The following is a 21,301-nucleotide window of genomic DNA, read 5'->3' on the forward strand; positions in this document are numbered from 1 at the left end:
CCCGGCTGTCACGGCCCAATGCCCTCGCGGTGCCCGCGGGCACCGGCAGGGCCTGGCGCGCTCCTCATCGAAAGGCTGTCATCATGCGCATTCTCGGGATCAACGCCCTCTTCCACGACCCCGCCGCCGCGGTCGTCGTCGACGGGCGTACCGTCGCCGCCGCCGAGGAGGAGCGGTTCTCGCGCCGCAAGCACGGCAAGCGCCCGTTGCCGTTCTCCGCGTGGGAGCTGCCCGAACAGGCCGCGGCCTGGTGCCTGAAGCGAGCGGGACTGCGTCCCGAGGACCTCGACGCCGTCGCCTACTCCTTCGACCCCGATCTCGCGCTGTCCGCCGATGCCATGGGCCTGGACGACCCGTGGGACCACCTGAGGCTGATGTACGCGCGGGAGGCCCCGGGGTTCCTCGCGACGGCGCTTCCCGGCCTGGACCGGGGCATCGTCCGCTTCGTCCCGCACCACATGGCCCACGCCGCCTCGGGAGCCTTCGCCGCGGACGGCGCCGAGACCTCCTCCGTGCTGGTGCTGGACGGGCGCGGCGAGCGCGCCTCCCATCTGGCGGCGCGGCGCGTCCATGACCGGCTTGAGCCGCTGTACGCCCAGGACCTGCCGCACTCGCTGGGCCTCGTCTACGAGGAACTCACCGCCCACCTAGGATTCCTGCGCTCCTCGGACGAGTTCAAGGTGATGGCCCTGGCCTCGCACGGCAGGCCGCGCATGCTGGCGGAACTGCGTCGCTACGTCCACCCCACCGGCGACGGAGGCTTCCGCGCCACCGGCGTCCCCTGGCACGAACTGTGCGCCCCCCGCGACCCGGAGGAGCCCTGGACCCAGGACCACGCGGACGTGGCGGCCAGCGCCCAGGCCGTACTGGAGGAGACACTGCTGGACCTCGCGCGCTGGCTGCACGGCCAGACGCACGACCAGGTGCTCACGCTCGCCGGGGGCGTCGCCCTCAACTGCGTGGCCAATTCCCGCATCGCGCGCGAAGGGCCCTTCTCCCGGGTCTGGGTACAGCCCGCCGCCGGCGACGCCGGCACCGCCCTGGGCGGCGCGCTGCTGCTCTCCGCCGGCCTGGGGGACGAGCCGGAGCCCATGGGCGGAGCCGATCTGGGGCGCGAATGGTCCGACGCCGAGCTCGGCGCCCTCCTCAAGACGGCCGCCGTGCCGTTCGAGCGCCCGCCGGACATCGCCGCGACCGTGGCGCGCGCCCTGGCCGACAACGCCGTCGTCGCCTGGTTCCAGGGACGTTCGGAGTACGGGCCGCGGGCACTGGGCCACCGCTCGCTGCTGGCCCATCCGGGCCACGCGGGCAATCTCGAACGCCTCAACGACGTCAAGGGCCGCGAGCAGTTCCGGCCGGTCGCCCCCATGGTCCTCGCCGACCGGGCGGCGGACATCTTCGACGGGCCGATCCCCAGCCCGTACATGCTCTTCGTCCACGAGGTCGCGCCGGGGTGGCGGGAGCGGATCCCCGCCGTCGTACACGTCGACGGGACGGCCCGCATCCAGACCGTCGACCCGGCGTCCGAACCGCTGGTCGCCCGCATGCTCAGCGAGTTCGAGCAGCTCACCGGGTTGCCCGTGGTGGTCAACACCAGCCTCAACACGGCGGGCCGGCCCATGGTCGACGACCCGCGCGAAGCGCTGGAATGCTTCGGCTCCTCACCGGTCGACCTCCTCGCCATCGGCCCGTACGCCGTCCGGCGCGGCACCTTCTTCGGCTCGGGCGACGACGGGTGGTCGCGATGACCGGTACACCCGGCGCCCGGCACGCGGCCCCCGCGTACGCCGTCGTCATCCCCACCCTCGGCCGCCCCAGCCTGAACACCTGCCTCACGGCGCTGGCGCACGCCCGCGGGCCCCGGCCGGACCGGGTGGTGCTCGTGGACGACCGGCGGGCGCCGCGCGGCGCCGGGCCGCTCGCCAAGGTCCCCGAGGCGCTGCGGCCGCTCACCACCGTGGTGAGCACCGGCGGCCGCGGGCCGGCCGCCGCGCGGAACGCGGGCTGGCGGGTGGCCGGCACGGTGGCGTGGGTCGTCTTCCTGGACGACGACGTGGTCCCCGCTCCGGACTGGTGCGAGCAGCTGGCCCGCGACCTTTCGGGCGCGGCGGACCGCACCGCCGGTGTCACCGCGCGCATCACCGTGCCCCTGCCCGCCGACCGCCGCCCCACCGACTGGGAACGCAATACGGCGGGGCTGGCGAGCGCCCGGTGGATCACCGCGGACATGGCCTACCGCCGGAAGGCCCTGGAAGCCGTCGGCGGATTCGACGAGCGCTTCCGGCGGGCCTACCGCGAGGACGCGGACCTGGCACTGCGCGTCCAGGACGCGGGCTGGACCCTCGCGGCGGGCAGCCGCCGCACCACCCACCCCGTCCGGCCCGCCGACCGCTGGATCTCCGTACGCCAGCAGGCCGGGAACGCCGACGACGTGCTGATGACCCGGCTGCACGGCCGGGACTGGTGGAGCCGGGCGCAGGCACCGCGCGGACGACTCCCACGGCACCTGCTGGTGACCGGCGCGGCCCTGGCGGCGCTGTCCTGCGCCGCACTGCGCCGGCCCGGCGCCGCCGCGCTGTGCGCCGCCGGATGGCTGGCCGGGACCGCCGAGTTCGCCGCGGCCCGGATCGCGCCGGGGCCGCGCACCCGCGAGGAGAGTGCCGCCATGGCGATAACCAGCGCACTCATCCCTCCCACCGCCAGCTGGCACTGGCTGCGGGGCCTGGCCGTCCACCGCCGCGCCCGCCCCCTCGCGTCCCCCGGGCCCGGGCCCCTCCCGGCGGGCACCGCGGAGCGGGCCGTCGCGCAGGTACGGGCATGAACGGCCGCCTCCCGCCGACGGGTCCGGCGCAGAACGCCTCCGCCGCCTCCACTGCCGACGGCCCCTGGCTGTCCGGCGGGCTCCCCTGCGCACCCGCGCGCGGCCCCTCGTCATCCGACGGCGCGGCGGCGGACCCCGCCCTCCCGGCGGCGGTCCTCTTCGACCGCGACGGCACGCTCGTCGTGGACGTGCCCTACAACGGCGACCCCCGACGCGTCCTGGCGATGCCCTCGGCCCGGCAGGCCGTCGCCGCGGTGACCGCCCTCGGCATCCCGGTCGGCGTGGTCAGCAACCAGTCGGGGGTGGCCCGCGGGCTGCTGACCCGCCACCAGGTCGACGCTGTGCGCCGGCGCGTGGACGCCCTCATGGGACCGTTCGCCGTATGGGCCGTCTGCCCGCACGGACCGGACGACGGATGCCACTGCCGCAAGCCGGCCCCCGGACTGGTGCTCGCCGCCTGCGCGCGGCTGCGCGTACCGGCCGGCCGCACCGTCGTCATCGGCGACATCGGCGCCGACATGGAAGCGGCCCGCGCCGCCGGGGCCCGCGGGATCCTGGTGCCCACCGCCCTCACCCGGCCCGACGAGGTCCGCCGGGCCCTGGAGACGGCCCCCGACTTGCTGGCGGCCGTCCGCCTCGTCCTAAACACCGGAGCCGACGACACCGACACCGTGCGCACGCCGAGCGGTGTGCGATGACCGCCCCGCGCACGCTCGTGGTCCGGCTGGACAGCGCCGGCGACGTCATCCTGGCCGGACCCGCGCTGCGCGCCGTCGCACACGGTTCCTCCCACACCGCGCTGCTGTGCGGTCCGCAGGGCGCGCCGGCGGCCCGGCTGCTGCCCGGCGTCGACGACGTGCTCGTCTACGAGGCCCCCTGGGTGGGTCTGGAACCCGTACCCGTGTCCAACGGCCCCTGGCTCGACCTGATCGCCACCGTGTCCCGCGGCCGCTTCGACCGCGCGCTGATCCTCGTCTCCTACCACCAGAGCCCGCTGCCGGCCGCCCTGCTGCTCAAACTCGCCGGCGTCCGCTGGACGGCCGCCGACTGCGAAGACTATCCCGGTGCACTCCTCGACCTGCGCCACCACCGACGTCCCGACCGCCACGAAGCGCAGGCCGCCCTGGACCTCGCGGTGGACGCCGGTTTCGCGCTGCCGCGAGGCGACGGGGGGGACCTTCGTGTCAGTGAACCGCCCGACTGCACGCATCTGACCGGGCGGGACCCGTATGTGGTGCTGCACCCGGGTGCGGCGGTGACGGCGCGCGCCTGGAGTCCGGCGCGCGCCGCACGCGCCTGCGCGGCCCTGCACCGCGCCGGGTACCGGGTCGTCGTGACCGGAGGCCCGGCCGAGCGGGAACTGACCGCCGAGGTCGCCGGGCGGCACGCCCTCGACCTCGGCGGCGTCACCGGGGACCTGCGCCACCTCGCGGGAGTCCTGGCCCGCGCCGACGCCGTACTGGTCGGCAACACCGGGCCCGCGCACCTCGCCGCCGCGGTGGGTACACCCGTGGCCTGCCTGTTCGCCCCCGTGGTGCCGGCCGAGCGCTGGCGCCCGTACGGCGTCGAGCACGTGCTGCTGGGCGACCAGAGCGCACCGTGCCGCGGAAGCAGGGCACGCCACTGCCCGGTCCGCGGCCATCCGTGCCTGGACGACGTCCTCGACACGGACGTACTCGCGGCAGTGGCCCGCCTCGGCGGCCGGCCGGCGCGCCGCACACGGTCTGTGGGTGCGGAGGACTCATCGGAAACGGAGCGAGGAGCGACCGTATGAACATCCTGCTGTGGCATGTACACGGATCGTGGACGACGGCATTCGTTCAGGGGCCGCACACCTACCTGGTTCCGGTGACCCCCGGACGCGATCCGGACGGCCTGGGACGGGCGCGGACCTTCTCCTGGCCCGACTCGGTCCGCGAGCTCACGCCCGAGGAACTCCGGGAGGTGCCGGTCGACCTCGTCATCCTCCAGCGCCCCCACGAGATGGAACTGGCCGCACGGTGGCTGGGCGGCAGACGACCGGGACGCGACCTGCCGGCCGTCTACCTGGAGCACAACGCCCCGGACGGCGACGTGCCCACGACCAGGCACCCCTTCGCCGACCGCGACGACCTGACGCTCGTACACGTGACGCACTTCAACCGGCTGTTCTGGGACAGCGGCTCCACCCGCACCGAGGTGATCGAGCACGGCATCGTCGACCCCGGCCATCTGTACACCGGCCGGATCCCCCACGCGGCGGTGGTCGTCAACGACCCCGTACGGCGCGGCCGTTACACCGGAACCGACCTGCTGCCCGCCCTCGCCGAGGCCGCACCGCTGGACGTGTTCGGCATGCGCAGCGCGGGACTCGCCGCGCACCTCGGCGTACCCCCCGACCGCTGCCGCACCGCCGACCTGCCGCAGGGCGAGCTGCACGCGGCCATGGCGCGGCGCCGGTTCTACCTGCACCCCGTGCGCTGGACCTCCCTCGGCCTGTCGCTGCTGGAGGCCATGCACCTCGGCATGCCCGTGGTGGCCCTCGCCACCACGGAGGCGGTGGAGGCCGTCCCGCCCGGCGCCGGGACCCTGTCGACCCGCCCCGAGGTACTGGCGCGGGCCGCCCGCCGCTACCTGGAGGACCCCCGGGCCGCGGCCGAGGACGGGGCCCGGGCACGTCAGGCGGCCCTCGAACGGTACGGACTCAAGCGCTTCCTGTCGGACTGGGAGCGTGTGATGGCGGAGGTGCGCTCATGACGTCCAGCCCCTTCGACGCGGGGCGGCTGTCGATCGCCCTCGTCTCGGAACACGCCAGCCCCCTCGCCACCCTGGGGGGCGTCGACGCCGGAGGCCAGAACGTCCATGTCGCATGCCTCGCCGGGGCCCTCGCCGACCGCGGGCACCGCGTCACGGTCTACACCCGCAAGGACGCCCGGCACCTGCCGGAGCGCACCCGCATGCGCGCTGGCGTGGAAGTGCACCACGTACCCGCCGGGCCGGCGCGGCACATCCCCAAGGACGAGCTGCTCCCGCACATGACCGGCTTCGGCCACTACCTGACGCGGGAATGGCAGCGGCAGGCCCCCGACCTGGTGCACTCGCACTTCTGGATGTCGGGGCTGGCCGCGTTGATGGCCACCCGGGAACTGCGGCTGCCGCTGCTGCACACCTACCACGCCCTCGGCACCGTCAAGCGGCGCCACCAGGGGCACGCCGACACCAGCCCGCCGGCTCGGATCGGCTGCGAGAGGGAGGTCGGCCTGCACGGCGACCGGGTGGTCGCCACCTGCCGCGACGAGGTCGCGGAGCTCGCACGGATGGGCATCCCGCCCGACCGGGTCGACATCGTGCCCTGCGGGGTGGACCCCGAGGTCTTCACACCGCAGGGGCCCGCCGTCGAACGCGGCCCCCACCGCCACCGGCTCGTCCAACTGGGCCGCCTGGTGCCGCGCAAGGGCGCCGCCGTCTCCATCCAGGCCCTCGCCTTCCTGCCCCACACGGAACTGGTCGTGGTGGGGGGACCGGCCGCGGAGCGCGTCCGGGACGACCCGGAAGTCCGCCGGCTGCGGGCCGTCGCCAAGAGAGCGGGGGTCGCCGACCGGGTGCGCTTCATGGGCGCGGTGCCCAGCGCCGAGGTCCCCGCGGTGCTCCGCAGCGCCGACGTGGTGCTGTGCCCGGCGGACTACGAGCCCTTCGGCATCGTGCCGCTGGAGGCGATGGCCTGCGGCCGGCCCGTCGTCGCCAGCGCGGTGGGCGGCCAGCTGGACACCATCGCCGACTTCGTCACCGGCAGGCTCGTACCGCCCGGCGACCCGGCGGCCCTCGCCGCGGCCGTCGCCCCGCTCCTGGCCGATTCCGCCCGCAGGCTCGGCTACGGAGCGGCGGGGCGCAAGCGCGTACTGAGCCGCTACAGCTGGGCGAGCGTCGCCGAGGCCACCGAGGCGGTGTACCGCTCGGTGCTCGCCGCACGGCCGGCCATGACGGGAGCGATCTGACCCCGGACCCGGCACCACGGATCCGCCGATCCACCGACCCCCGATCCACCGACCCATCCACCCACCGACCCATCCACCCACCGACCCGCCCCGATCCACCGACCCGTCCACCCACCGACCCGGACCCTTCGCGCAGTACCGATGAACGAGGGAGGCACGGACACGGGACGCTTCCACCCGCGGCCTGTCCGACCATCATGAGCGAACACCCTGTGACCGAAGACGCGCACCGGCACTGCCAGTCCCTGCAGGACGCGCTGGAGCGACTCCGCCAGGACGGCCTCGGCCGTCTGGCGGACTGGGGCGGCCGGCTGGCCGGCGTCCTGACCGGGGGAGGCCGCCTGCTGGCGGCGGGCAACGGCGGCAGCGCCGCCCAGGCACAGCACCTGACCGCCGAACTGGTCGGCCGCTACCGCGAGGAGCGGCCGGCCTACTCGGCCATAGCCCTCCACGCGGACACCTCCAGCCTGACCGCCATCGGCAACGACTACGGCTTCGACCAGGTCTTCGCCCGCCAGGTCTCCGCGCACGGCCGGCCCGGAGACGTCCTGCTGCTCCTGTCGACCTCCGGCCGCAGCGCCAACCTGATCGCGGCGGCGGCGACGGCCCGGACCACCGGACTGCGGGTCTGGGCCCTCACCGGCCCGGGCCCCAACCCGCTGGCCGAGATCGCCGACGAGACGGTGTGCATCGACGCGCGGCGCACCGCCACCGTCCAGGAAGCCCATCTCGTGGCCGTCCACCTGCTGTGCGAGAGCTTCGATGCTGCCGTCCCCGTCAAAACCTCCAAGGCCCGCCGCTCCGTGACCGTCTCCCCGGGCCGGCGATGAGTGCCCCCGGGCCCCTGGTGGTCGTCGGGGACGCACTCCTGGACCAGGACGTCAACGGCGTCGTCACCCGACTGGCACCCGACGCCCCGGCCCCCGTCGTCGACGTCACCGCGGAGCTGTCCCGTCCGGGCGGCGCCGGCCTCGCCGCGGTCCTCGCGGCCCGCTCGGGCCGCGAGGTGGTCCTCGTCACGGCGCTGGGCGACGACCAAGCCAGCGCATCCGTACGCCGTGCCCTGCGCGGCCGGGTCACCCTGGTCGAACTGCCCCTGGAAGGCTCGCTGCCGGTCAAGACAAGGATCCTGGCGGACGGCCGGCCGCTCGTACGGATCGACCGCGGCGGCGGCCGCCCGGGCTCGCCGGACCGGGCCGTACGGGACGCGCTGGCCTGCGCGGGGGCCGTCCTCGTCGCCGACTACGGGCGCCACACCGCCGAGGCCGTACGGGACCACCTCGCGGACGCCGCCCGCCGGGCGCCCCTCGTGTGGGACCCCCACCCCCGGGGCGACACGCCCGTACCGGGGGCGCGACTGGTGACTCCCAACCTGGCCGAGGCACGCGCCCTGTGCCCCGGCGAGAGCACCACCCTGCGCGCCGACGCCCGGCGCGGCGCCGAGCTCGCGGAACGCTGGGCGGCCGCCTCGGTCGCGGTGACGCTCGGCCAGCGCGGTGTCCTGCTGACGCGTCCGGGCGAGGACACCCCGATGCTCGTGCCGCCGCCCTACCGGGCCGAGGGCGACCCGTGCGGAGCGGGCGACTGCTTCGCCGCCGCCACGGCGGCCGCCCTGGCGGACGGAGCCCTGCCCGAAGAGGCCGTGGAACGGGCGGTCGCCGACGCCTGCGCCTTCGTGGCGGCCGGGGGCGCGGGCAACCCCGCGCTGTGGCGGGCCGAGGCCGCCGAGGACCACCCCCGTCCGTCGGACGCCTTCGCCCTGGCCCGGAGCGTACGCGCCCGCGGCGGGACGGTCGTCGCGACCGGCGGCTGCTTCGACCTGATCCACGCCGGTCACGTAGGACTGCTGGAAAGCGCCCGCCGCATCGGCGACTGCCTCATCGTGTGCGTCAACACCGACGCCTCGCTCACCCGGCGCAAGGGCCCCGGACGGCCGCTGAACCCGCTGGCCGACCGGATGCGCGTACTGAGCGCGCTGGGCAGCGTCGACGCCGTGGTGGCCTTCGAGGAGGACACCCCGGCCGCGCTGCTCGACCGGTTGCGGCCGGATATCTGGGTCAAGGGAGGCGACTACACGGTCGAGGACCTTCCCGAGGCGGCCGTACTGCGGGAATGGGGAGGGCAGGCCGTGGTCCTGCCGTACCTCGCCGGTCGTTCCACCACCCTGCTGACCGACCGGGCGGCGCGGGCGGCCGCCGTACCGCCGGGGACCTGAACCCCGTACCGCCCGGCCCGGACCCGTACCGCCGGAAGGCTGTGGACACATGACGATGAGGACCGAGCCGCGCGGCGAAGGCGCCGGGAGCGGAGCCGGGGGCGCGGCCGCCCGGCAGTCGCGTGTCCTGGTGCTGCGCGCGCTGGGCCTGGGCGACCTGCTGACGGTGGTGCCCTGCCTGCGGGCCCTGCGGCGCAGCCTGCCGGGGCACGAGATCGTCCTGGCCGCGCCCCAACGGCTGGCGGCCGCCGCGGCCGCCACCGGACTGGTCGACCGCACCCTGCCGGCCGAGGCTCCCGGACGCCAGGTCCCCGTCGAGCTCCCGTGGCACGGCCCGCCCCCCGACGTCGCGGTCGACCTGCACGGCAACGGGCCCCCGAGCCACCTGCTCCTGGAACGGCTGCGGCCAGGCCGGCTGCTGGCCTACCGCCACCCGCGCACCCCCGGCATCCGAGGCCCGTTCTGGCGCGCCGACGAGCACGAGCGGGACCGCTGGTGCCGGCTCCTGCGCTGGTACGGCATTCCCGCCGAACCGGGCGACCTGAGCATCCCGCCACCGCCCGAGCCCTCACCCGCGCCCGGCGCGATCGTCATCCACCCCGGCGCCGACGCGGGCGCCAGGCGGTGGCCGCCGGAGCGGTTCTCCTCGGTGGCGGCGGCCCTGCGGCGCGCGGGACACCAGGTCGTCGTGACCGCGGGCGCCGCCGAAGCCCGGCTGGCCCACTCCGTGGCCGCCGAGGCGGGGCTGCCGCCCGAAGTCGTGCTGGGCGGGGGGAGCGACGTACCGTTCTCGCGGATCAGCGCGCTCATCGCGGGGGCGCGGTGCGTGGTGGTGGGCGACACCGGAGTGGCCCACCTCGCCTCCGCGCTCGCAACGCCCTCCGTGATCCTCTTCGGCCCCGTCTCACCCCGCCTCTGGGGCCCGCCCGCCGTCGGACGGCACCGGGTGCTGTGGCACCCGGAGCCCGGCGACGATCCGCTGCGCCCCGGAGACGCCCACGGAAGCCTGCCCGACCGGCGGCTGCTGCGGATCACCGTCGAGGAGGTGGTCGACGCGGTGGACGACCTGCTGAACCCGTCCCCGGCCAAGGCCGGGGACAGGACTTAGGCGGCCGTGCTCAGGCTCGGACGGACCGGAACCGTGCCGCGCTTGGCCAGGAACAGAACCTGGGGAGAGGTGCGGCGGGCGCGGAGCAGGAAGCCCGCTCCGATGGCGCCCGCGGCCACGAGGCCGCCGATCACCAGCGCGCCCCGGACACCGGCCAGCTCCATGAGCAGCCCCAGCCCGGGCGGCGCCGCGAGGCCCCACAGCGTGCGGACACTGCTCCAGACCCCCAGGACGCGGCCCCGCAGGTGGGCGGGCGGGTCGGTCTGCAGGACGGTCGTTCCGGCGGTTTCGGAGACGGACTCCGCGACCGCCATCGGCAGCACGAGCACGAGCAGCACGGCCAGTGAGGGTGAAAGCCCCGCCATCACCTGGAGGAGGGATCCCGCGACGGCCAGCATGCCGACGAGCCGTACGCTCGGCCGGCGCAGCCGGGCGCCGAGCACCGCCCCGATGATGCCGCCGGCCGCCAGGACGGTCGACACCGTGCCGAAGGCGGCGGCGTCGCCCGCGAGGGGGCCCGTCACCAGCACGACCAGGGTGAGCCCGTAGTTCCGCCCGAAGAGGGCGCTGACCCCGCTGATGGCGGCCAGTGCGACCAGCCGGGGCCGGCTCATGAAGAAGGCGAGGCCCTGACGCGCGCTCAGATCGCCCGCTGCCGCTGCCGCTGCCGCTGCGCCTGGTCCTGCCGCCGCCGTTTCGGCGGGCTTGGCCCCGGCATGCTCCGGCCGGTCGGCGGCCGTGCGAGGTGCGGGCTTCAGGAAGGGGATGACGGCGGCGACGAAGAGGAAGGAGAGGCCGTTGGCGCCGTAAGCGGCCGCCGTACCGAGGAAGCCGACCGTCACGCCGCCGAGGGCCGCGCCCACGAGCCGGCCCGCGTTGAAGATCAGCGAGCCGACGCCGATGGCGGAGGGCACGTCCTGCGGACGGACCAGATCGTTGCCGAGGAGGGCGCAGGCGGGTCCGTCGACCGTGGCGATGAGACCGGTCACCGCGGCCAGCACCATCAGCACACCGAAGTCCAGCCGGCCGACCGCCACGAGGACGGCGGTCAGGAAGGCCACGGCTCCCAGCAGGACCTGGCTCACGGCAGCGGTGACCTTGCGGTTCCACCGGTCCACCGCGGCGCCGCCGGCCAGTCCCATCAGCAGCCCCGGAGCCGCCTGGAGGGATATCGACAGACCCGTCGCGGCGGCGGAACCGGTGATCTGGAGGACCAGCAGGTTCTGGACCGTGAGCTGCATCCACGTCCCCGTGTTGGAGACGAAGTGGGCCGCGGACCACCAGCGCATGCTGCGGTAGCGCAGAGAACGCCAGGGGGAGCGGTCGGGGCCGGTCGAAAGCGGCGCGGTGGCAGGGGAGGGCGGCGAAGCAGACACAGTGGGGTACCTGAAAGAGCGCATGGCTCGGCTGGTGGCGGGGCAAACCGGGGAGGGGACGACCGACTGGGACGACGACGGTGCTCCGGCACGTCCAGCGCTCTGGGGACCGGTCGGCGCGCAGGCGCGCTCGGTCCCGGCGGACCATCCTGACAGACCAGGAGCGGCCCCGGCCCTGAACACACCCGCGCTGGACCGCCCGCACGGGCGAATCGCTTGCGGGGACAGGGGTCCGAGGGTCCGGGTGTGCTTGCTCACAGAAAACCACTGGGCCCTGTCGTCAACGTCCCTCCCGCCGGGAGGGACGTTGACGACAGGGCCTACGGGCCCGTCCAGGCGCGCGGAGCGCCCCCACGCCCCCAGCGCCCCGGCCGTGCGCCACCGGCTACGAGCACCGGGCCGCCCGGGGCCGCGTACCGCGCGTACTCAGACCTTCCGGCGGCCCGTCTCCCGCCGGTCGCGCTCCTGCGCCGGCCGGCCGCCGCCGTCTGCCGCGTCCGTCTCTCGGCGGCGCGCCAGGCGCGCTTGGTCCTCCTCGCTCCACGCCCGGGTGTCGCGGGGTTCGACGTACGGCTCCTCGTCCGCCGGGTGCCCGCCCGCGATGGCCCGCTGGCGGGACATCTCGGCATCGAATTCGAGGCCGAGGAGGATCGCCAGATTGGTGATCCACAGCCACACCAGGAAGATGATGACGCCGGCCAGCGTGCCGTAGGTCTTGTTGTAGGAGGCGAAGTTCGCCACGTAGAACGCGAAGCCGGCCGACGCCAGCATCCAGATCACCAGGGCGAGGAAACTGCCCGGGGTGATCCACTTGAAGCCGCGGCCCTTCGCGTTGGGCGACGCCCAGTACAGCAAGGCGATCATGACGGTGACCAGCAGGACCAGGACCGGCCACTTCGCGATCGACCACACCGTCAGCGCGGTATCGCCGATCCCCAGGACCTCCCCGGCCTGGCGGGCCAGACCGCCGGTGAACACGACGATCAGCGCGCTCGCACAGGCCATGACCATCAGGGTGACGGTCACACCGAGGCGCAGCGGCAGAACTTTCCACACGGGCCGGCCCTCGGGCATGTCGTACACGGCGTTGGCGGCGCGGATGAACGCCGCCACGTACCCCGACGCGGACCACACCGCGACGGCGACACCCACGAGGGCCATGATCGACCCGATGCCGCTGTTGCCCTGCAACTGCTGCACCGCGGTGGTGATGATGTCGCGCGCCGATCCGGGGGCGAGCGTCCGCAGGTTGTCCAGCACCTGCTGGGTAGCCGACCGGCCGGCGAGACCGAGGATGGACACCAGGACCAGCAGGGCCGGGAAGAGCGCCAGGATGCCGTAGTACGTCAGGGCCGCGGCCCGGTCGCCCAGCTCGTCGTCCTTGAACTCCTTCAGCGTGCCCTTCAGTACGCGGCCCCAGGCGCGTTTTGGCATGTCGGCCGGCCCGTCGGGCGCCCGCCGCAGCACCGCCTCGTCCGGCCCGGCCCGCTCAGCCGGTGCGACCCGCTCCGTGCGCCGGTCGGACGCGGGGCCCGGGCCGCCGCTCCGCTCCTGCTCGTGGTGCCTGCGCTGCCATAGTGCTGCCATACGGGGCCTCTGTCCCGAAAACAGCGATCCAATCGCGTCCCGCCACACCGGAGCCGGAAGAAGCTGCGGTCGGCGCAATCACGGCCGCAGGGGGAGACGATGGGCGCATGAAGGATCATCGCGTTCTGATCACGGGTGCCTCGGGCGTCGTCGGCGGCATGGTGTGCCCCCGCTTGCGGCGGCGGGGGCGCGTGCTGCGCCTGATGGATGTGGTCCCTCCCGGCGACGCGCTGCCCGGGGGGCCCGTGGAGGTGGTGGCCGGGTCGGTCACGGACCCCTCGGCCGTACGGGAGGCCTGTGCCGGTGTGGAGGCGGTCATCCACTTGGCGGGCCTGAGCAGCGAGGACACCTGGGAGAACATCCTGGAGGTCAACGTCGTGGGCACGCGTGCGGTGCTGGAAGCGGCTCGGTCGGCGGGCGTCGGCCGGGTCATCCTGGCGTCCAGCGGCCACGCCGTGGGTTTCCGCACCGTGCGCGAGGCCGGAGTCGAAGGGCTCCCTGCCGACAGCAGTGCGCGTCCGGACACGTACTACGGGTTCAGCAAGGCGGCCATGGAGGCCCTGGGCAGCCTCTACCACTCCCGCTTCGGCATGGATGTGATCTGTGTGCGGATCGGTTCCTGCTTCGAGCGTCCGCCGGACCCGCACGGACTGGCGACGTGGCTGTCCCCGGATGACGCGGGGCGCCTCTTCGAGGCGTGCCTGACCGCCGAGAGTCCCGGCTTCCGCATCGTGTGGGGGGTGTCGAGGAACACCCGGAACATCTACTCCCTGCGCGAGGCCGAGGCACTGGGATACCGGCCGGCCGACGACGCGGAGGTCTTCGCCGCCGAGCTGCTGGCGGGCCTCGATGCGCAGGACCGGGCGGACGAGGAGTACGTGGGCGGCCGGTACTTCACCGCCACCGCCGAGCTCGGCGTGCCGATGGGGTAGCGCCCGGGCGCCAGCCGCTCCCGGTGCCGTCCGCCGGCCCGGGCGCCCGCCCAGGGCCGGCCCCCGCCCGCGGCCCGGCTCGCGCGAGCCGGGCCGGCGGACGAGGTATCCGTATCGGTGGTCAGCGGGTCACAACATGCCGCTCGTCGGGCACGCAGTGGGTCATGGTCAGGCCCGTCACGTCGCGCGGCGGGTTGTTGCCGAGGTTCTCCAGCCGCTTGCGGTCTTCGTCCGTCAGCGTCTGGCTCGCCAGCGGCTCCAGGTGAGAGACGTCGGAGGGGCTGATTCCGAGGCCGTCCCCGACGCGCAGCCCGAGCTCGTTCTCCGCCAGGAGAAGATGCCACACCATGCGCTCCTGCACGGCCCGGTCGCACTGGGCGATCAGCGTGACGAAGTTGTGGACCAGGTCGTCGCGCTCCCAGTCCTCCATCAGCAGGTAGCGCTGCCCGGCCTGCAGGTAGTCGTTGGTGCGCGCGATGCGCTTGCGCGTCAGTCGGCCCCTGATCTCCGGACCCTGCTCGTCATGCGTCGGATACTGCGCCTCCCGCAGCCCCCCGGTGATCGACGGCTCGTAGTTGACCTCCGGGTTCTCCCCGGCTCCGTCGACCTGGTAGGCCATCATGCCGTCGCGCTGGTTGGTGCGTACATCGGCATGCTTGGCCTGGTTCACCGGCAGCTGGAGGTAGTTGGGACCCACCCGGTACCGCTGGGTGTCGCTGTACGAGAACGTACGCCCCACCAGCATCTTGTCGTCGGAGAAGTCCAGACCGTCGACGAGTACGCCCGTACCGAAGGCGATCTGCTCGTTCTCGGCGAAGTAGTTGTCCACCGTGCGGTTGAGGACCATCCGGCCGACCGGTTTGGGCGGGAACTCCTGCTCGGGCCAGGTCTTGGTGTCGTCGAGCGGGTCGAAGTCCAGCTCCGCGTGCTCGTGGTCCTCCATCATCTGGACCAGCAGTTCCCATTCCGGGTAGTCGCCGCGCCGGATCGCCTCGTACAGGTCCTTGGTGGCGTGGCCCAGGTTTTCCGCCTGGACGTTGGCGGCGTCCTCCTCGGTCATGCTCCGTACGCCCTGCTTGGGCATCCAGTGGTACTTGACCAGGACGGTTCCGCCCTCGGCGTTCACCCACTTGTAGGTGTTCACTCCAAAGCCCTGCATGTGCCGGTAGTCGGCCGGGATGCCGCGCGGGCTGAAGAGGTTCACCAGCATGTGCATCGACTCGGGAGTCTGCGACATGAAGTCGAAGATCCGTGCCGGCTTCTGCTCGTGCGAGACCGGGTCCGGCTTGAGGGCGTGGATGACGTCGGGGAACTTGACGGCGTCCCGGATGAAGAACACGCCCAGGTTGTTGCCGACGAGGTCCCAGTTGCCGTCCTCGGTGTAGAACTTCACCGCGAAGCCCCGCGGGTCACGGGCGGCCTCGGAGGAGTCCCGCCCGCCGATGACGGTGGAGAACCGTACGGCGACGTCCGTCCGCTTGCCGCGTTCCTGGAACAGCTTGGCCCGCGTGTACCGGCTGATCGGCTCGTCGCCCCAGGCCCCGTAGGACTCGAAGTAGCCGTACGTGGTCACACCGCGGGCGTGGACCACGCGCTCCGGGATGCGCTCCCGGTCGAAGTGGCTGATCTTGTCGAGGAAGTGGTAGTTCTCCAAGGTGGCCGGGCCCCGAGCACCGACCGTGCGCTGGTTCTGGTTGTCGTAGACGGGATGGCCCTGTCGGTCGGTGAGCACCGGACGGGGGTCGTCAGGGGCGGATCCCATGCTCGATACGTCGGTCACGGCCGGCTCCTCCTGGATGTCTGCGTGTGTCATGAGGCCGCCCCGGCCCGTAGCCGGGTGCGGCGCGACTGCCTGCTATTACCCGCACCATCGATCCTCACTCAACGACCGGCGTCCCGCGCGCGCTGTTTTGCCCCGGTCTGCGCGGGCAGTCCCCCGAAGGGGTCACCGCGGCGGAAGGACATGAGATGAGCGAGCACACACCCGACGCCCCCGGGCCCGACCGGTTCGCCCGGGCCCGCAGCGAGGAGGAACCGGGAGCGCACTCCGGCTCCGAGAGCCAGGCGCGGGAGCGCGTCGTGCCCGGTACGGCAAGCGCCCGCGAGGGCTACCACCAGGCGGGCACCGGCAGCGGAGAACCGCTCGCGGGTGTAGAGGCCGACCCGGAGGACCAGGCCGAGGAGCCCTCGGGGACCGGCCCGGACGATGCGCAGAGCGCGTGAGGGGCGCAACCGTGACCGTCACACGCGAACAGGTCCGCGCCCTCCTCGATCAATCCGGTGAGAACCACTCTCTCGTGATGATCGAGGGCCGTACGGAGGTCGTCCCGGCGGCCCGACTGGCGTCCGACGCCTACGCCGGAGCCGTCGAGGTCGCCTCCGGCCGCGATCTGGCCGCGACGCTGCCGCCCGGCCCACCGGCCGAACAGGACCTCGACGCCCTGGCATCCCGCCTGGACACCGCGATCGCCGAACTCGGGGCCTGAGCAGCGGCAGTCTCCCGACCCGACGAGGAGGGAGGGCCTGCGCCTTCGGCGCAGGCCCTCCCTCCCGTTGTCCTTACATGCCGCGCTGCGAGGGGCCCCCGCCCGGGCCGCGGGTCTCGCGTACGGTGTCCTGACCGGCCTCCCGGACGCCTTCCACCGTTTCCCGGCCGGCCGTGCGGGCCTCCTCCTTCGTGGTCTGGGCCGCTTCCTGCGCGGTGGACTTGACCGCTTCCACCGCCTCGGCGGCCGGCTCGCGCAGCTCGTCCTGCACCTCTCGGACGGCCCCCACGGCCGTCTGCTTCACCGGCTCCACCAGCTCGTCGGAGTGCTCCCGCAACTGCTGTCCCAGGCGTTCCTCAGCCCGGGTCGTCGGCAGCAGGGCCGCGGCCAGCATGCCGGCGCCGAACGCCATCAGACCGGCTCCGAGGGGACTGCCCTGCGTCTGCCGCTTGATCTGCTCGGGGGCACTCTGCACGGCCTCGCCGATCTGGCCGGCGGTGTCCCTGGCCGTCTCGGCCACGCTGCCGGTCGCCTGCGCCGCGCTGTCGGTGACGCTCTGGGCAGCGTCTTGAGCTGTGCCCATCACCTGCTCCTTCATCGTGGTCAGCCGATGGCGGGCGCTGCCCACCTTGCGCCGCGCCACCCTCCGCGGAGTCACCCGGTCCGTCAGCAGATCGACGTTGCGGGCCAAGTGGGCTCGACGGTATTCGAGGTCGTTCCTCAGCTCTTCAGGTGTCGCGCCCATTGGGCATCCTCCTTCAAGGTCTCCACCGTCTGCTCCGGTTTCAGGTTCACCGTGCGCAACTGCTTGCGGCCGATGTAGTACAGGCCGCCGCCCACCACGGCCCACACGGCCGTCACGATCAGAGAGGCCCAGGCGATGTCCATGACGTGCGCGAGGGCGAAGACGATGGTGAAGCTGCCCAGCAGCAACACCAGGTGCCCCGCGTAGCCGGCTCCGCCGAGCATCCCGGCGGCCTTGCCGGCCTTCGTCGCCTCCTGCTTGATCTCCGCCTTGGCGAGCTCCACCTCGTCGCGGACGAGCTGCGAGAGGTCGGTACTGATCGCGCTGATCAGGTCGCCGATCGAGGACTCGCCGACGGCCGGGCCGGGAGCCGGCGCGCGCTGTGGGGCGGGGGTGGACACGGGGCGGCGCATGTCCGCCCCCGTCGCCGTACGTTCGGAATAGGACGTGGCCATGTCTCAGCTCCCTTGCCCCGGCCGGCCGGCCGACGGGTCCGTTCCGGTAGGCGGGTAAGTGGGCGGCGGGTAGGCGGGCGGCGGCGGGGTGGCGGCTCCGGCCCCGGGGCCGGTGGCACCGTAGGCAGGCGTGACGTGCGGCGGCTGCGACTGGCCGTAGGTGTCCAGCGGGTCCGCGTACCCGGCGCCGACGTCGGGATCCAGTTGCGGGTTGGGGAAGGGCTCGCGGCCATCGGCCGAAGGAGTGCCCTGGCGCGCGGCCGCGCCGCCGCCGTCCGACGATGCCGAGCCCGCCGCGCTGACGCCCTTGCCGGCCCGCGCGACCGCGAACCCGGCCAGCGCAGCCCCCGCGAGGAACATGCCCGGGCGACGCCGCGCGAAGTTCTGCAGGTCGGTCACCAGGCCGTCCGGGCCCCGGTGCTCCAGCCGAGCAGCCACCTGGTGGCCGCTGTCGGCTATCTGGCGCGCCACTCCCGCGGCGGTGGAGTCCGGCTTGGCGCCGCCCTCGCTCATTTCCTTGAGCTCGTCGGCGAGCCGGCGCACGTTGTCGGCCAGGCGCTGGGTCTGGGACTGCGCCTGGTTCTGCAACTGTTCGCGCACCTGGCCGGCGAGGTTGCGTGCCTGAGCGGTGGCCTCGCCCGCCACATGGCTCATCTCTTGCTTGGCGGTGCCGGCCACCTGACCGGCCTTGTCGCCGACCAGAGCGGCGCTCTCTCCCGCCTTCTCCTGAGCCGTCCGGGCTACTGCCGACGGCTGCTGGTCGGTCCGGTTCGAGCCATCGAAGTCACTCAAGGCTCCTCCAAGTGAATCAAAGCGGCGTTTCTGCCTTACATCGGGGCGCATACCCGCGGTCCGGCCCGGCATCCGTTCCCTTCGGCATCAGCCGCAGGATTTGCGGCGCACGGCCGAAGTCCCGGCGACGTCGCGGATCAGAGGCGGCGGCGTCGGCCGAGGAGTACGCCGAGGGCGATCATGCCGAGGCCGAGGACGAGGTGAAGCCAGTTGTCCGCGTCGTTGACGGGCACGAAGTTGGCGGCGCTGTCGTGGTCGATGAGGAGGCCGTAAAGCCACAGGACCAGGTAGATCGCTCCGCCACCGAGCAGGAACGCGCGTGCGCCCCGCACCGTCCCCGACATCACCAGTCCGGCGACGCCGAACAGGAAGTGGACGATGTTGTGCAGGACGGAGACCTGGAACACCCCGAACAGCTTGGCCTGCGAGTGGTGTTCGGCGAACGCCATGGCGTCGTAGTTGGTGGTGACGCCGGGAATGAAGCCGAGCACGCCGACCAGCAGGAACACCGCGCCGACCAAAAGCGCGGCCTGCTGAATCGGAGTACGCCCGGCCACTGCCGAGTGGTGACGTGTTGCCATCGGAAGACCTCGTTTCGCAGGTGGATGGACGCGGGTGAAGCGCGGGGTGGGCCGGGCGGACCGGTCCTCGCCGGCCGGCACCCGTGCCCCCGGACGCGGCTTGACCGGCTCGCTGCGCCTGTCCACCCATCAGCGGCCGAAACCTGAAACGGGCGGACGACCGCCGCCCGTCGGTACGCGCGGTGGCCGGCACCCCAGCTCCGGCCCCCGGCGCCCGAGCGCCGGTGGGCCCGGCGCCCAGCCGGCCCCCTTCGAGAAGGAGCTGCGCCGCTACGCCGGCTCGTGGGAATCTCCGAGCAGATGCGCGACGACTACCAGGACCTCTTCGGCGACGCGAAGGCCATGGGCAAGCCCACGGGGACCGACATCCGGGACGGGCGGCGCAACTACGCCGTCCGAGCCGTGCTGACGGCCGCCACCGACTCCGAGCGGGCCGTGGTGGAAGCCTGCCTCGGCGACCCCCACTGCGCCGAAGAGGCGATCGCCGCCGTACGCGAGGTCGCCGAGCGGCACGGCGTCCGGGGCAAACTGCGGTCGGACATGGCGCGTCACGCGGAGCTGGCCGCCGCCGAAGCCGCCGCCTGGCGGCCGAGGTGGCGGGAAGAAGCCGTCGCGTTCTTCGAACGTCTCCCGGTGTGGAGCGTAGAACGCCCCATGTGACCGTCGAACAGTCAAGGCGGTCGAACGGCCTGGTGGGCAGGGGTGCGCGGCATGCTGTCAGCGGCGCCCGGACGGGCCGTTTAGGCGGCAGGCCCACGGGCAGGTGCCCGAGCGAAGCGCGCCCGTACGAACGCGCCTGCCCAGGTCAGCGGAGGTATTCCGTCGTCAGCGCTGAAAAATCTTTAGCGGATGCTTGTCAACTTTGTTGCCGGGAGCTATATAGATGGTGTCGTCATGTGCATCCCCTGACAGATGGGAGAGGAGTGACCACGATGCTCATGCGGACCGACCCCTTCCGCGAACTCGACCGGCTGACGCAGCAGATGCTGGGAACCGCCGCCCGGCCGGCGGCCATGCCCATGGACGCCTTCCGTGAAGGCGAGTCCTTCGTCGTCGAGCTGGACCTGCCCGGTGTCGACCCCGGCTCCATCGATCTCGACGTCGAGCAGAACGTCCTCAGCGTGAAGGCCGAACGGCGGACCACCGCCACTGGCAGCGAGGGTGAGGTGCTCATCGCGGAGCGCCCCACCGGCACCTTCAGCCGCCAGTTGTTCCTCGGTGAGACGCTGGACACGGAGCGCATCGAGGCGTCTTACGAAGCCGGTGTCCTGCGGCTGACCATTCCGGTCGCCGAGAAGGCCAAGCCGCGGAAGATCGAAATCAGTGGTGGCAAGGACGCGCGCAAGGAGATCAACGCCTGACGGGCGCGCGGCACACAGCGTGGAGGGCGGGATCCTCAACCTCCCCCTCGGCCCGCCCTCCACTTCTCCGTGACGTCGGCCGAGAGTCGAAGAGGAGCGAGTAATGGCACGGGCAGTGGGGATCGACCTGGGCACGACCAACTCCGTCGTGGCCGTCCTCGAAGGCGGCGAGCCCACGGTCATCACGAACACCGAAGGGAACAGGACGACGCCCTCCGTGGTGGCGTTCGCCAAGGGCGGGGAGGTGCTGGTCGGTGAGATCGCCAAGCGGCAATCGGTCACCAACGTCGATCTGACCGCCCGGTCGGTGAAGCGGCACATGGGGGAAACGGACTGGCGCTTCCCCGAGTCCGGGGACGCCGGCGGCAAGCGGTACACGGCGCAGGAGATCTCGGCGCGCGTGCTCCAGAAGCTGAAGAGGGACGCCGAGGCGTATCTCGGCGAGGACGTGACCGATGCCGTGATCACGGTCCCGGCCTACTTCAACGACTCCCAGCGCACCGCGACGAAGGAAGCCGGTGAGATCGCGGGCCTGAAGGTCCTGCGCATCATCAACGAGCCGACCGCCGCCGCGCTCGCCTACGGCCTCGACAAGGAGAACGACCAGACCATCCTCGTCTTCGACCTCGGTGGCGGCACCTTCGACGTGTCGCTCCTGGAGATCGGCGAAGGGCTGGTGGAGGTCAAGGCCACCAACGGCGACACCCATCTGGGCGGTGACGACTGGGACCAGCGGATCGTCGACCACCTGGTGAAGCAGTTCCAGAACGGTTACGGCGTCGACCTGTCCAAGGACAAGATGGCGCTCCAGCGTCTGCGCGAGGCCGCCGAGAAGGCGAAGATCGAACTGTCCTCCTCCACGGAGACC

At 73.2% G+C, this 21,301-nt stretch carries 22 protein-coding genes; 15 read left to right on the top strand and 7 right to left on the bottom strand.

Annotated elements, in window-relative coordinates; translation table 11 throughout:
* Window positions 1-83: 83 nt before the first annotated feature.
* The 9 genes from ACWDX7_RS13850 (at window position 84) to ACWDX7_RS13890 (ending at window position 10,118) form a co-directional block, all read left to right on the top strand.
* Window positions 84-1,748 carry a carbamoyltransferase family protein gene (locus ACWDX7_RS13850; RefSeq protein WP_451493330.1) on the top strand — a complete coding sequence of 555 codons (1,665 nt, stop codon included), beginning with the start codon at window positions 84-86 and terminating at the stop codon, window positions 1,746-1,748.
* The gene (locus ACWDX7_RS13855) at window positions 1,745-2,821 is read left to right on the top strand and encodes a glycosyltransferase family 2 protein (protein WP_451493331.1); all 1,077 of its coding nucleotides are present in this window, start codon (window positions 1,745-1,747) and stop codon (window positions 2,819-2,821) included. Before ACWDX7_RS13850 ends, ACWDX7_RS13855 begins: the two co-directional genes overlap by 4 nt.
* Entirely contained in the window at window positions 2,818-3,519 is a 702-nt protein-coding gene (locus ACWDX7_RS13860; protein ID WP_451493332.1) for a D-glycero-alpha-D-manno-heptose-1,7-bisphosphate 7-phosphatase, read from the top strand. The genes ACWDX7_RS13855 and ACWDX7_RS13860 overlap by 4 nt, the downstream gene beginning before the upstream one ends.
* The gene (locus tag ACWDX7_RS13865; protein ID WP_451493333.1) at window positions 3,516-4,595 is read left to right on the top strand and encodes a glycosyltransferase family 9 protein; all 1,080 of its coding nucleotides are present in this window, start codon (window positions 3,516-3,518) and stop codon (window positions 4,593-4,595) included. Before ACWDX7_RS13860 ends, ACWDX7_RS13865 begins: the two co-directional genes overlap by 4 nt.
* Entirely contained in the window at window positions 4,592-5,557 is a 966-nt protein-coding gene (locus ACWDX7_RS13870) for a glycosyltransferase (protein ID WP_451493334.1), read from the top strand. Before ACWDX7_RS13865 ends, ACWDX7_RS13870 begins: the two co-directional genes overlap by 4 nt.
* A complete protein-coding gene (locus tag ACWDX7_RS13875; RefSeq protein WP_451493335.1) occupies window positions 5,554-6,795 on the top strand; it encodes a glycosyltransferase in 1,242 nt (413 codons plus the stop codon). Before ACWDX7_RS13870 ends, ACWDX7_RS13875 begins: the two co-directional genes overlap by 4 nt.
* A 197-nt stretch (window positions 6,796-6,992) precedes the next feature.
* Window positions 6,993-7,625 (top strand): D-sedoheptulose-7-phosphate isomerase, encoded by a 633-nt coding sequence (locus ACWDX7_RS13880; RefSeq protein ID WP_451493336.1) that lies wholly within the window; start codon window positions 6,993-6,995, stop codon window positions 7,623-7,625.
* Window positions 7,622-9,010: a D-glycero-beta-D-manno-heptose 1-phosphate adenylyltransferase gene (gene rfaE2 / locus ACWDX7_RS13885; RefSeq protein ID WP_451493337.1), complete on the top strand. Its 1,389-nt coding sequence runs from the start codon at window positions 7,622-7,624 to the stop codon at window positions 9,008-9,010. The genes ACWDX7_RS13880 and rfaE2 overlap by 4 nt, the downstream gene beginning before the upstream one ends.
* A 49-nt stretch (window positions 9,011-9,059) precedes the next feature.
* Complete coding sequence (locus ACWDX7_RS13890) at window positions 9,060-10,118, top strand: glycosyltransferase family 9 protein (protein ID WP_451493338.1); 1,059 nt, start codon at window positions 9,060-9,062, stop codon at window positions 10,116-10,118.
* Here ACWDX7_RS13890 and ACWDX7_RS13895 read toward each other — a convergent pair.
* Complete coding sequence (locus ACWDX7_RS13895; RefSeq protein ID WP_451493341.1) at window positions 10,115-11,407, bottom strand: MFS transporter; 1,293 nt, start codon at window positions 11,405-11,407, stop codon at window positions 10,115-10,117. The two genes, ACWDX7_RS13890 and ACWDX7_RS13895, sit on opposite strands and share 4 nt — an antisense overlap.
* Window positions 11,408-11,920: 513 nt before the next feature.
* Window positions 11,921-13,081 (bottom strand): YihY/virulence factor BrkB family protein, encoded by a 1,161-nt coding sequence (locus tag ACWDX7_RS13900; protein WP_451493339.1) that lies wholly within the window; start codon window positions 13,079-13,081, stop codon window positions 11,921-11,923.
* A gap of 107 nt (window positions 13,082-13,188) precedes the next feature.
* Between ACWDX7_RS13900 and ACWDX7_RS13905 the strand changes: the two genes are divergently transcribed.
* Complete coding sequence (locus tag ACWDX7_RS13905) at window positions 13,189-14,013, top strand: NAD-dependent epimerase/dehydratase family protein (RefSeq protein WP_451493340.1); 825 nt, start codon at window positions 13,189-13,191, stop codon at window positions 14,011-14,013.
* A gap of 121 nt (window positions 14,014-14,134) precedes the next feature.
* Here ACWDX7_RS13905 and ACWDX7_RS13910 read toward each other — a convergent pair whose 3' ends face one another.
* Complete coding sequence (locus ACWDX7_RS13910; RefSeq protein WP_451493380.1) at window positions 14,135-15,793, bottom strand: catalase; 1,659 nt, start codon at window positions 15,791-15,793, stop codon at window positions 14,135-14,137.
* A 188-nt stretch (window positions 15,794-15,981) separates the two neighbouring features.
* On the opposite strand from ACWDX7_RS13910, the gene ACWDX7_RS13915 reads away from it, so the two are divergent.
* Both ACWDX7_RS13915 and ACWDX7_RS13920 read left to right on the top strand, forming a co-directional pair.
* Window positions 15,982-16,236 (top strand): hypothetical protein, encoded by a 255-nt coding sequence (locus tag ACWDX7_RS13915; RefSeq protein WP_451493371.1) that lies wholly within the window; start codon window positions 15,982-15,984, stop codon window positions 16,234-16,236.
* 11 nt (window positions 16,237-16,247) lie between these two features.
* A complete protein-coding gene (locus tag ACWDX7_RS13920) occupies window positions 16,248-16,499 on the top strand; it encodes a hypothetical protein (protein WP_451493372.1) in 252 nt (83 codons plus the stop codon).
* A gap of 73 nt (window positions 16,500-16,572) precedes the next feature.
* Here the strand turns inward: ACWDX7_RS13920 and ACWDX7_RS13925 are convergent, their stop codons facing one another.
* From ACWDX7_RS13925 to ACWDX7_RS13940, 4 genes are all read right to left on the bottom strand, one after another.
* The gene (locus tag ACWDX7_RS13925; protein WP_451493373.1) at window positions 16,573-17,244 is read right to left on the bottom strand and encodes a DUF3618 domain-containing protein; all 672 of its coding nucleotides are present in this window, start codon (window positions 17,242-17,244) and stop codon (window positions 16,573-16,575) included.
* Complete coding sequence (locus tag ACWDX7_RS13930; RefSeq protein WP_451493374.1) at window positions 17,220-17,699, bottom strand: phage holin family protein; 480 nt, start codon at window positions 17,697-17,699, stop codon at window positions 17,220-17,222. The genes ACWDX7_RS13925 and ACWDX7_RS13930 overlap by 25 nt, the downstream gene beginning before the upstream one ends.
* 3 nt (window positions 17,700-17,702) lie before the next feature.
* Window positions 17,703-18,491, bottom strand: coding sequence for a hypothetical protein (locus ACWDX7_RS13935; RefSeq protein WP_451493375.1), 789 nt, complete (start codon window positions 18,489-18,491; stop codon window positions 17,703-17,705).
* Window positions 18,492-18,628: 137 nt separating this feature from the next.
* The gene (locus ACWDX7_RS13940; RefSeq protein ID WP_451493376.1) at window positions 18,629-19,072 is read right to left on the bottom strand and encodes a DUF4383 domain-containing protein; all 444 of its coding nucleotides are present in this window, start codon (window positions 19,070-19,072) and stop codon (window positions 18,629-18,631) included.
* Window positions 19,073-19,354: 282 nt separating this feature from the next.
* On the opposite strand from ACWDX7_RS13940, the gene ACWDX7_RS13945 reads away from it, so the two are divergent.
* The 3 genes from ACWDX7_RS13945 to ACWDX7_RS13955 form a co-directional block, all read left to right on the top strand.
* Window positions 19,355-19,732, top strand: coding sequence for a polyprenyl synthetase family protein (locus ACWDX7_RS13945; protein ID WP_451493377.1), 378 nt, complete (start codon window positions 19,355-19,357; stop codon window positions 19,730-19,732).
* A 272-nt stretch (window positions 19,733-20,004) separates the two neighbouring features.
* On the top strand, window positions 20,005-20,433 hold the full coding sequence (locus ACWDX7_RS13950; protein ID WP_451493378.1) for an Hsp20/alpha crystallin family protein: 429 nt from the start codon (window positions 20,005-20,007) through the stop codon (window positions 20,431-20,433).
* Window positions 20,434-20,536: 103 nt separating this feature from the next.
* Window positions 20,537-21,301 (top strand): Hsp70 family protein (locus tag ACWDX7_RS13955; RefSeq protein ID WP_451493379.1); only part of this gene is annotated, 765 nt, incomplete at its 3' end.

The sequence above is a fragment of the Streptomyces sp. NPDC003034 genome (genome assembly GCF_053591375.1).

Coding starts and splice junctions, on each gene's coding strand:
- ACWDX7_RS13850 (WP_451493330.1), top strand. CDS start 84: ATGCGCATTCTCGGGATCAACGCCCTCTTCCACGACCCCGCCGCCGCG.
- ACWDX7_RS13855 (WP_451493331.1), top strand. CDS start 1,745: ATGACCGGTACACCCGGCGCCCGGCACGCGGCCCCCGCGTACGCCGTC.
- ACWDX7_RS13860 (WP_451493332.1), top strand. CDS start 2,818: ATGAACGGCCGCCTCCCGCCGACGGGTCCGGCGCAGAACGCCTCCGCC.
- ACWDX7_RS13865 (WP_451493333.1), top strand. CDS start 3,516: ATGACCGCCCCGCGCACGCTCGTGGTCCGGCTGGACAGCGCCGGCGAC.
- ACWDX7_RS13870 (WP_451493334.1), top strand. CDS start 4,592: ATGAACATCCTGCTGTGGCATGTACACGGATCGTGGACGACGGCATTC.
- ACWDX7_RS13875 (WP_451493335.1), top strand. CDS start 5,554: ATGACGTCCAGCCCCTTCGACGCGGGGCGGCTGTCGATCGCCCTCGTC.
- ACWDX7_RS13880 (WP_451493336.1), top strand. CDS start 6,993: ATGAGCGAACACCCTGTGACCGAAGACGCGCACCGGCACTGCCAGTCC.
- rfaE2 (WP_451493337.1), top strand. CDS start 7,622: ATGAGTGCCCCCGGGCCCCTGGTGGTCGTCGGGGACGCACTCCTGGAC.
- ACWDX7_RS13890 (WP_451493338.1), top strand. CDS start 9,060: ATGACGATGAGGACCGAGCCGCGCGGCGAAGGCGCCGGGAGCGGAGCC.
- ACWDX7_RS13895 (WP_451493341.1), bottom strand. CDS start 11,407: ATGCGCTGGTGGTCCGCGGCCCACTTCGTCTCCAACACGGGGACGTGG.
- ACWDX7_RS13900 (WP_451493339.1), bottom strand. CDS start 13,081: ATGGCAGCACTATGGCAGCGCAGGCACCACGAGCAGGAGCGGAGCGGC.
- ACWDX7_RS13905 (WP_451493340.1), top strand. CDS start 13,189: ATGAAGGATCATCGCGTTCTGATCACGGGTGCCTCGGGCGTCGTCGGC.
- ACWDX7_RS13915 (WP_451493371.1), top strand. CDS start 15,982: ATGAGCGAGCACACACCCGACGCCCCCGGGCCCGACCGGTTCGCCCGG.
- ACWDX7_RS13925 (WP_451493373.1), bottom strand. CDS start 17,244: ATGGGCGCGACACCTGAAGAGCTGAGGAACGACCTCGAATACCGTCGA.
- ACWDX7_RS13930 (WP_451493374.1), bottom strand. CDS start 17,699: ATGGCCACGTCCTATTCCGAACGTACGGCGACGGGGGCGGACATGCGC.
- ACWDX7_RS13940 (WP_451493376.1), bottom strand. CDS start 19,072: ATGGCAACACGTCACCACTCGGCAGTGGCCGGGCGTACTCCGATTCAG.
- ACWDX7_RS13950 (WP_451493378.1), top strand. CDS start 20,005: ATGCTCATGCGGACCGACCCCTTCCGCGAACTCGACCGGCTGACGCAG.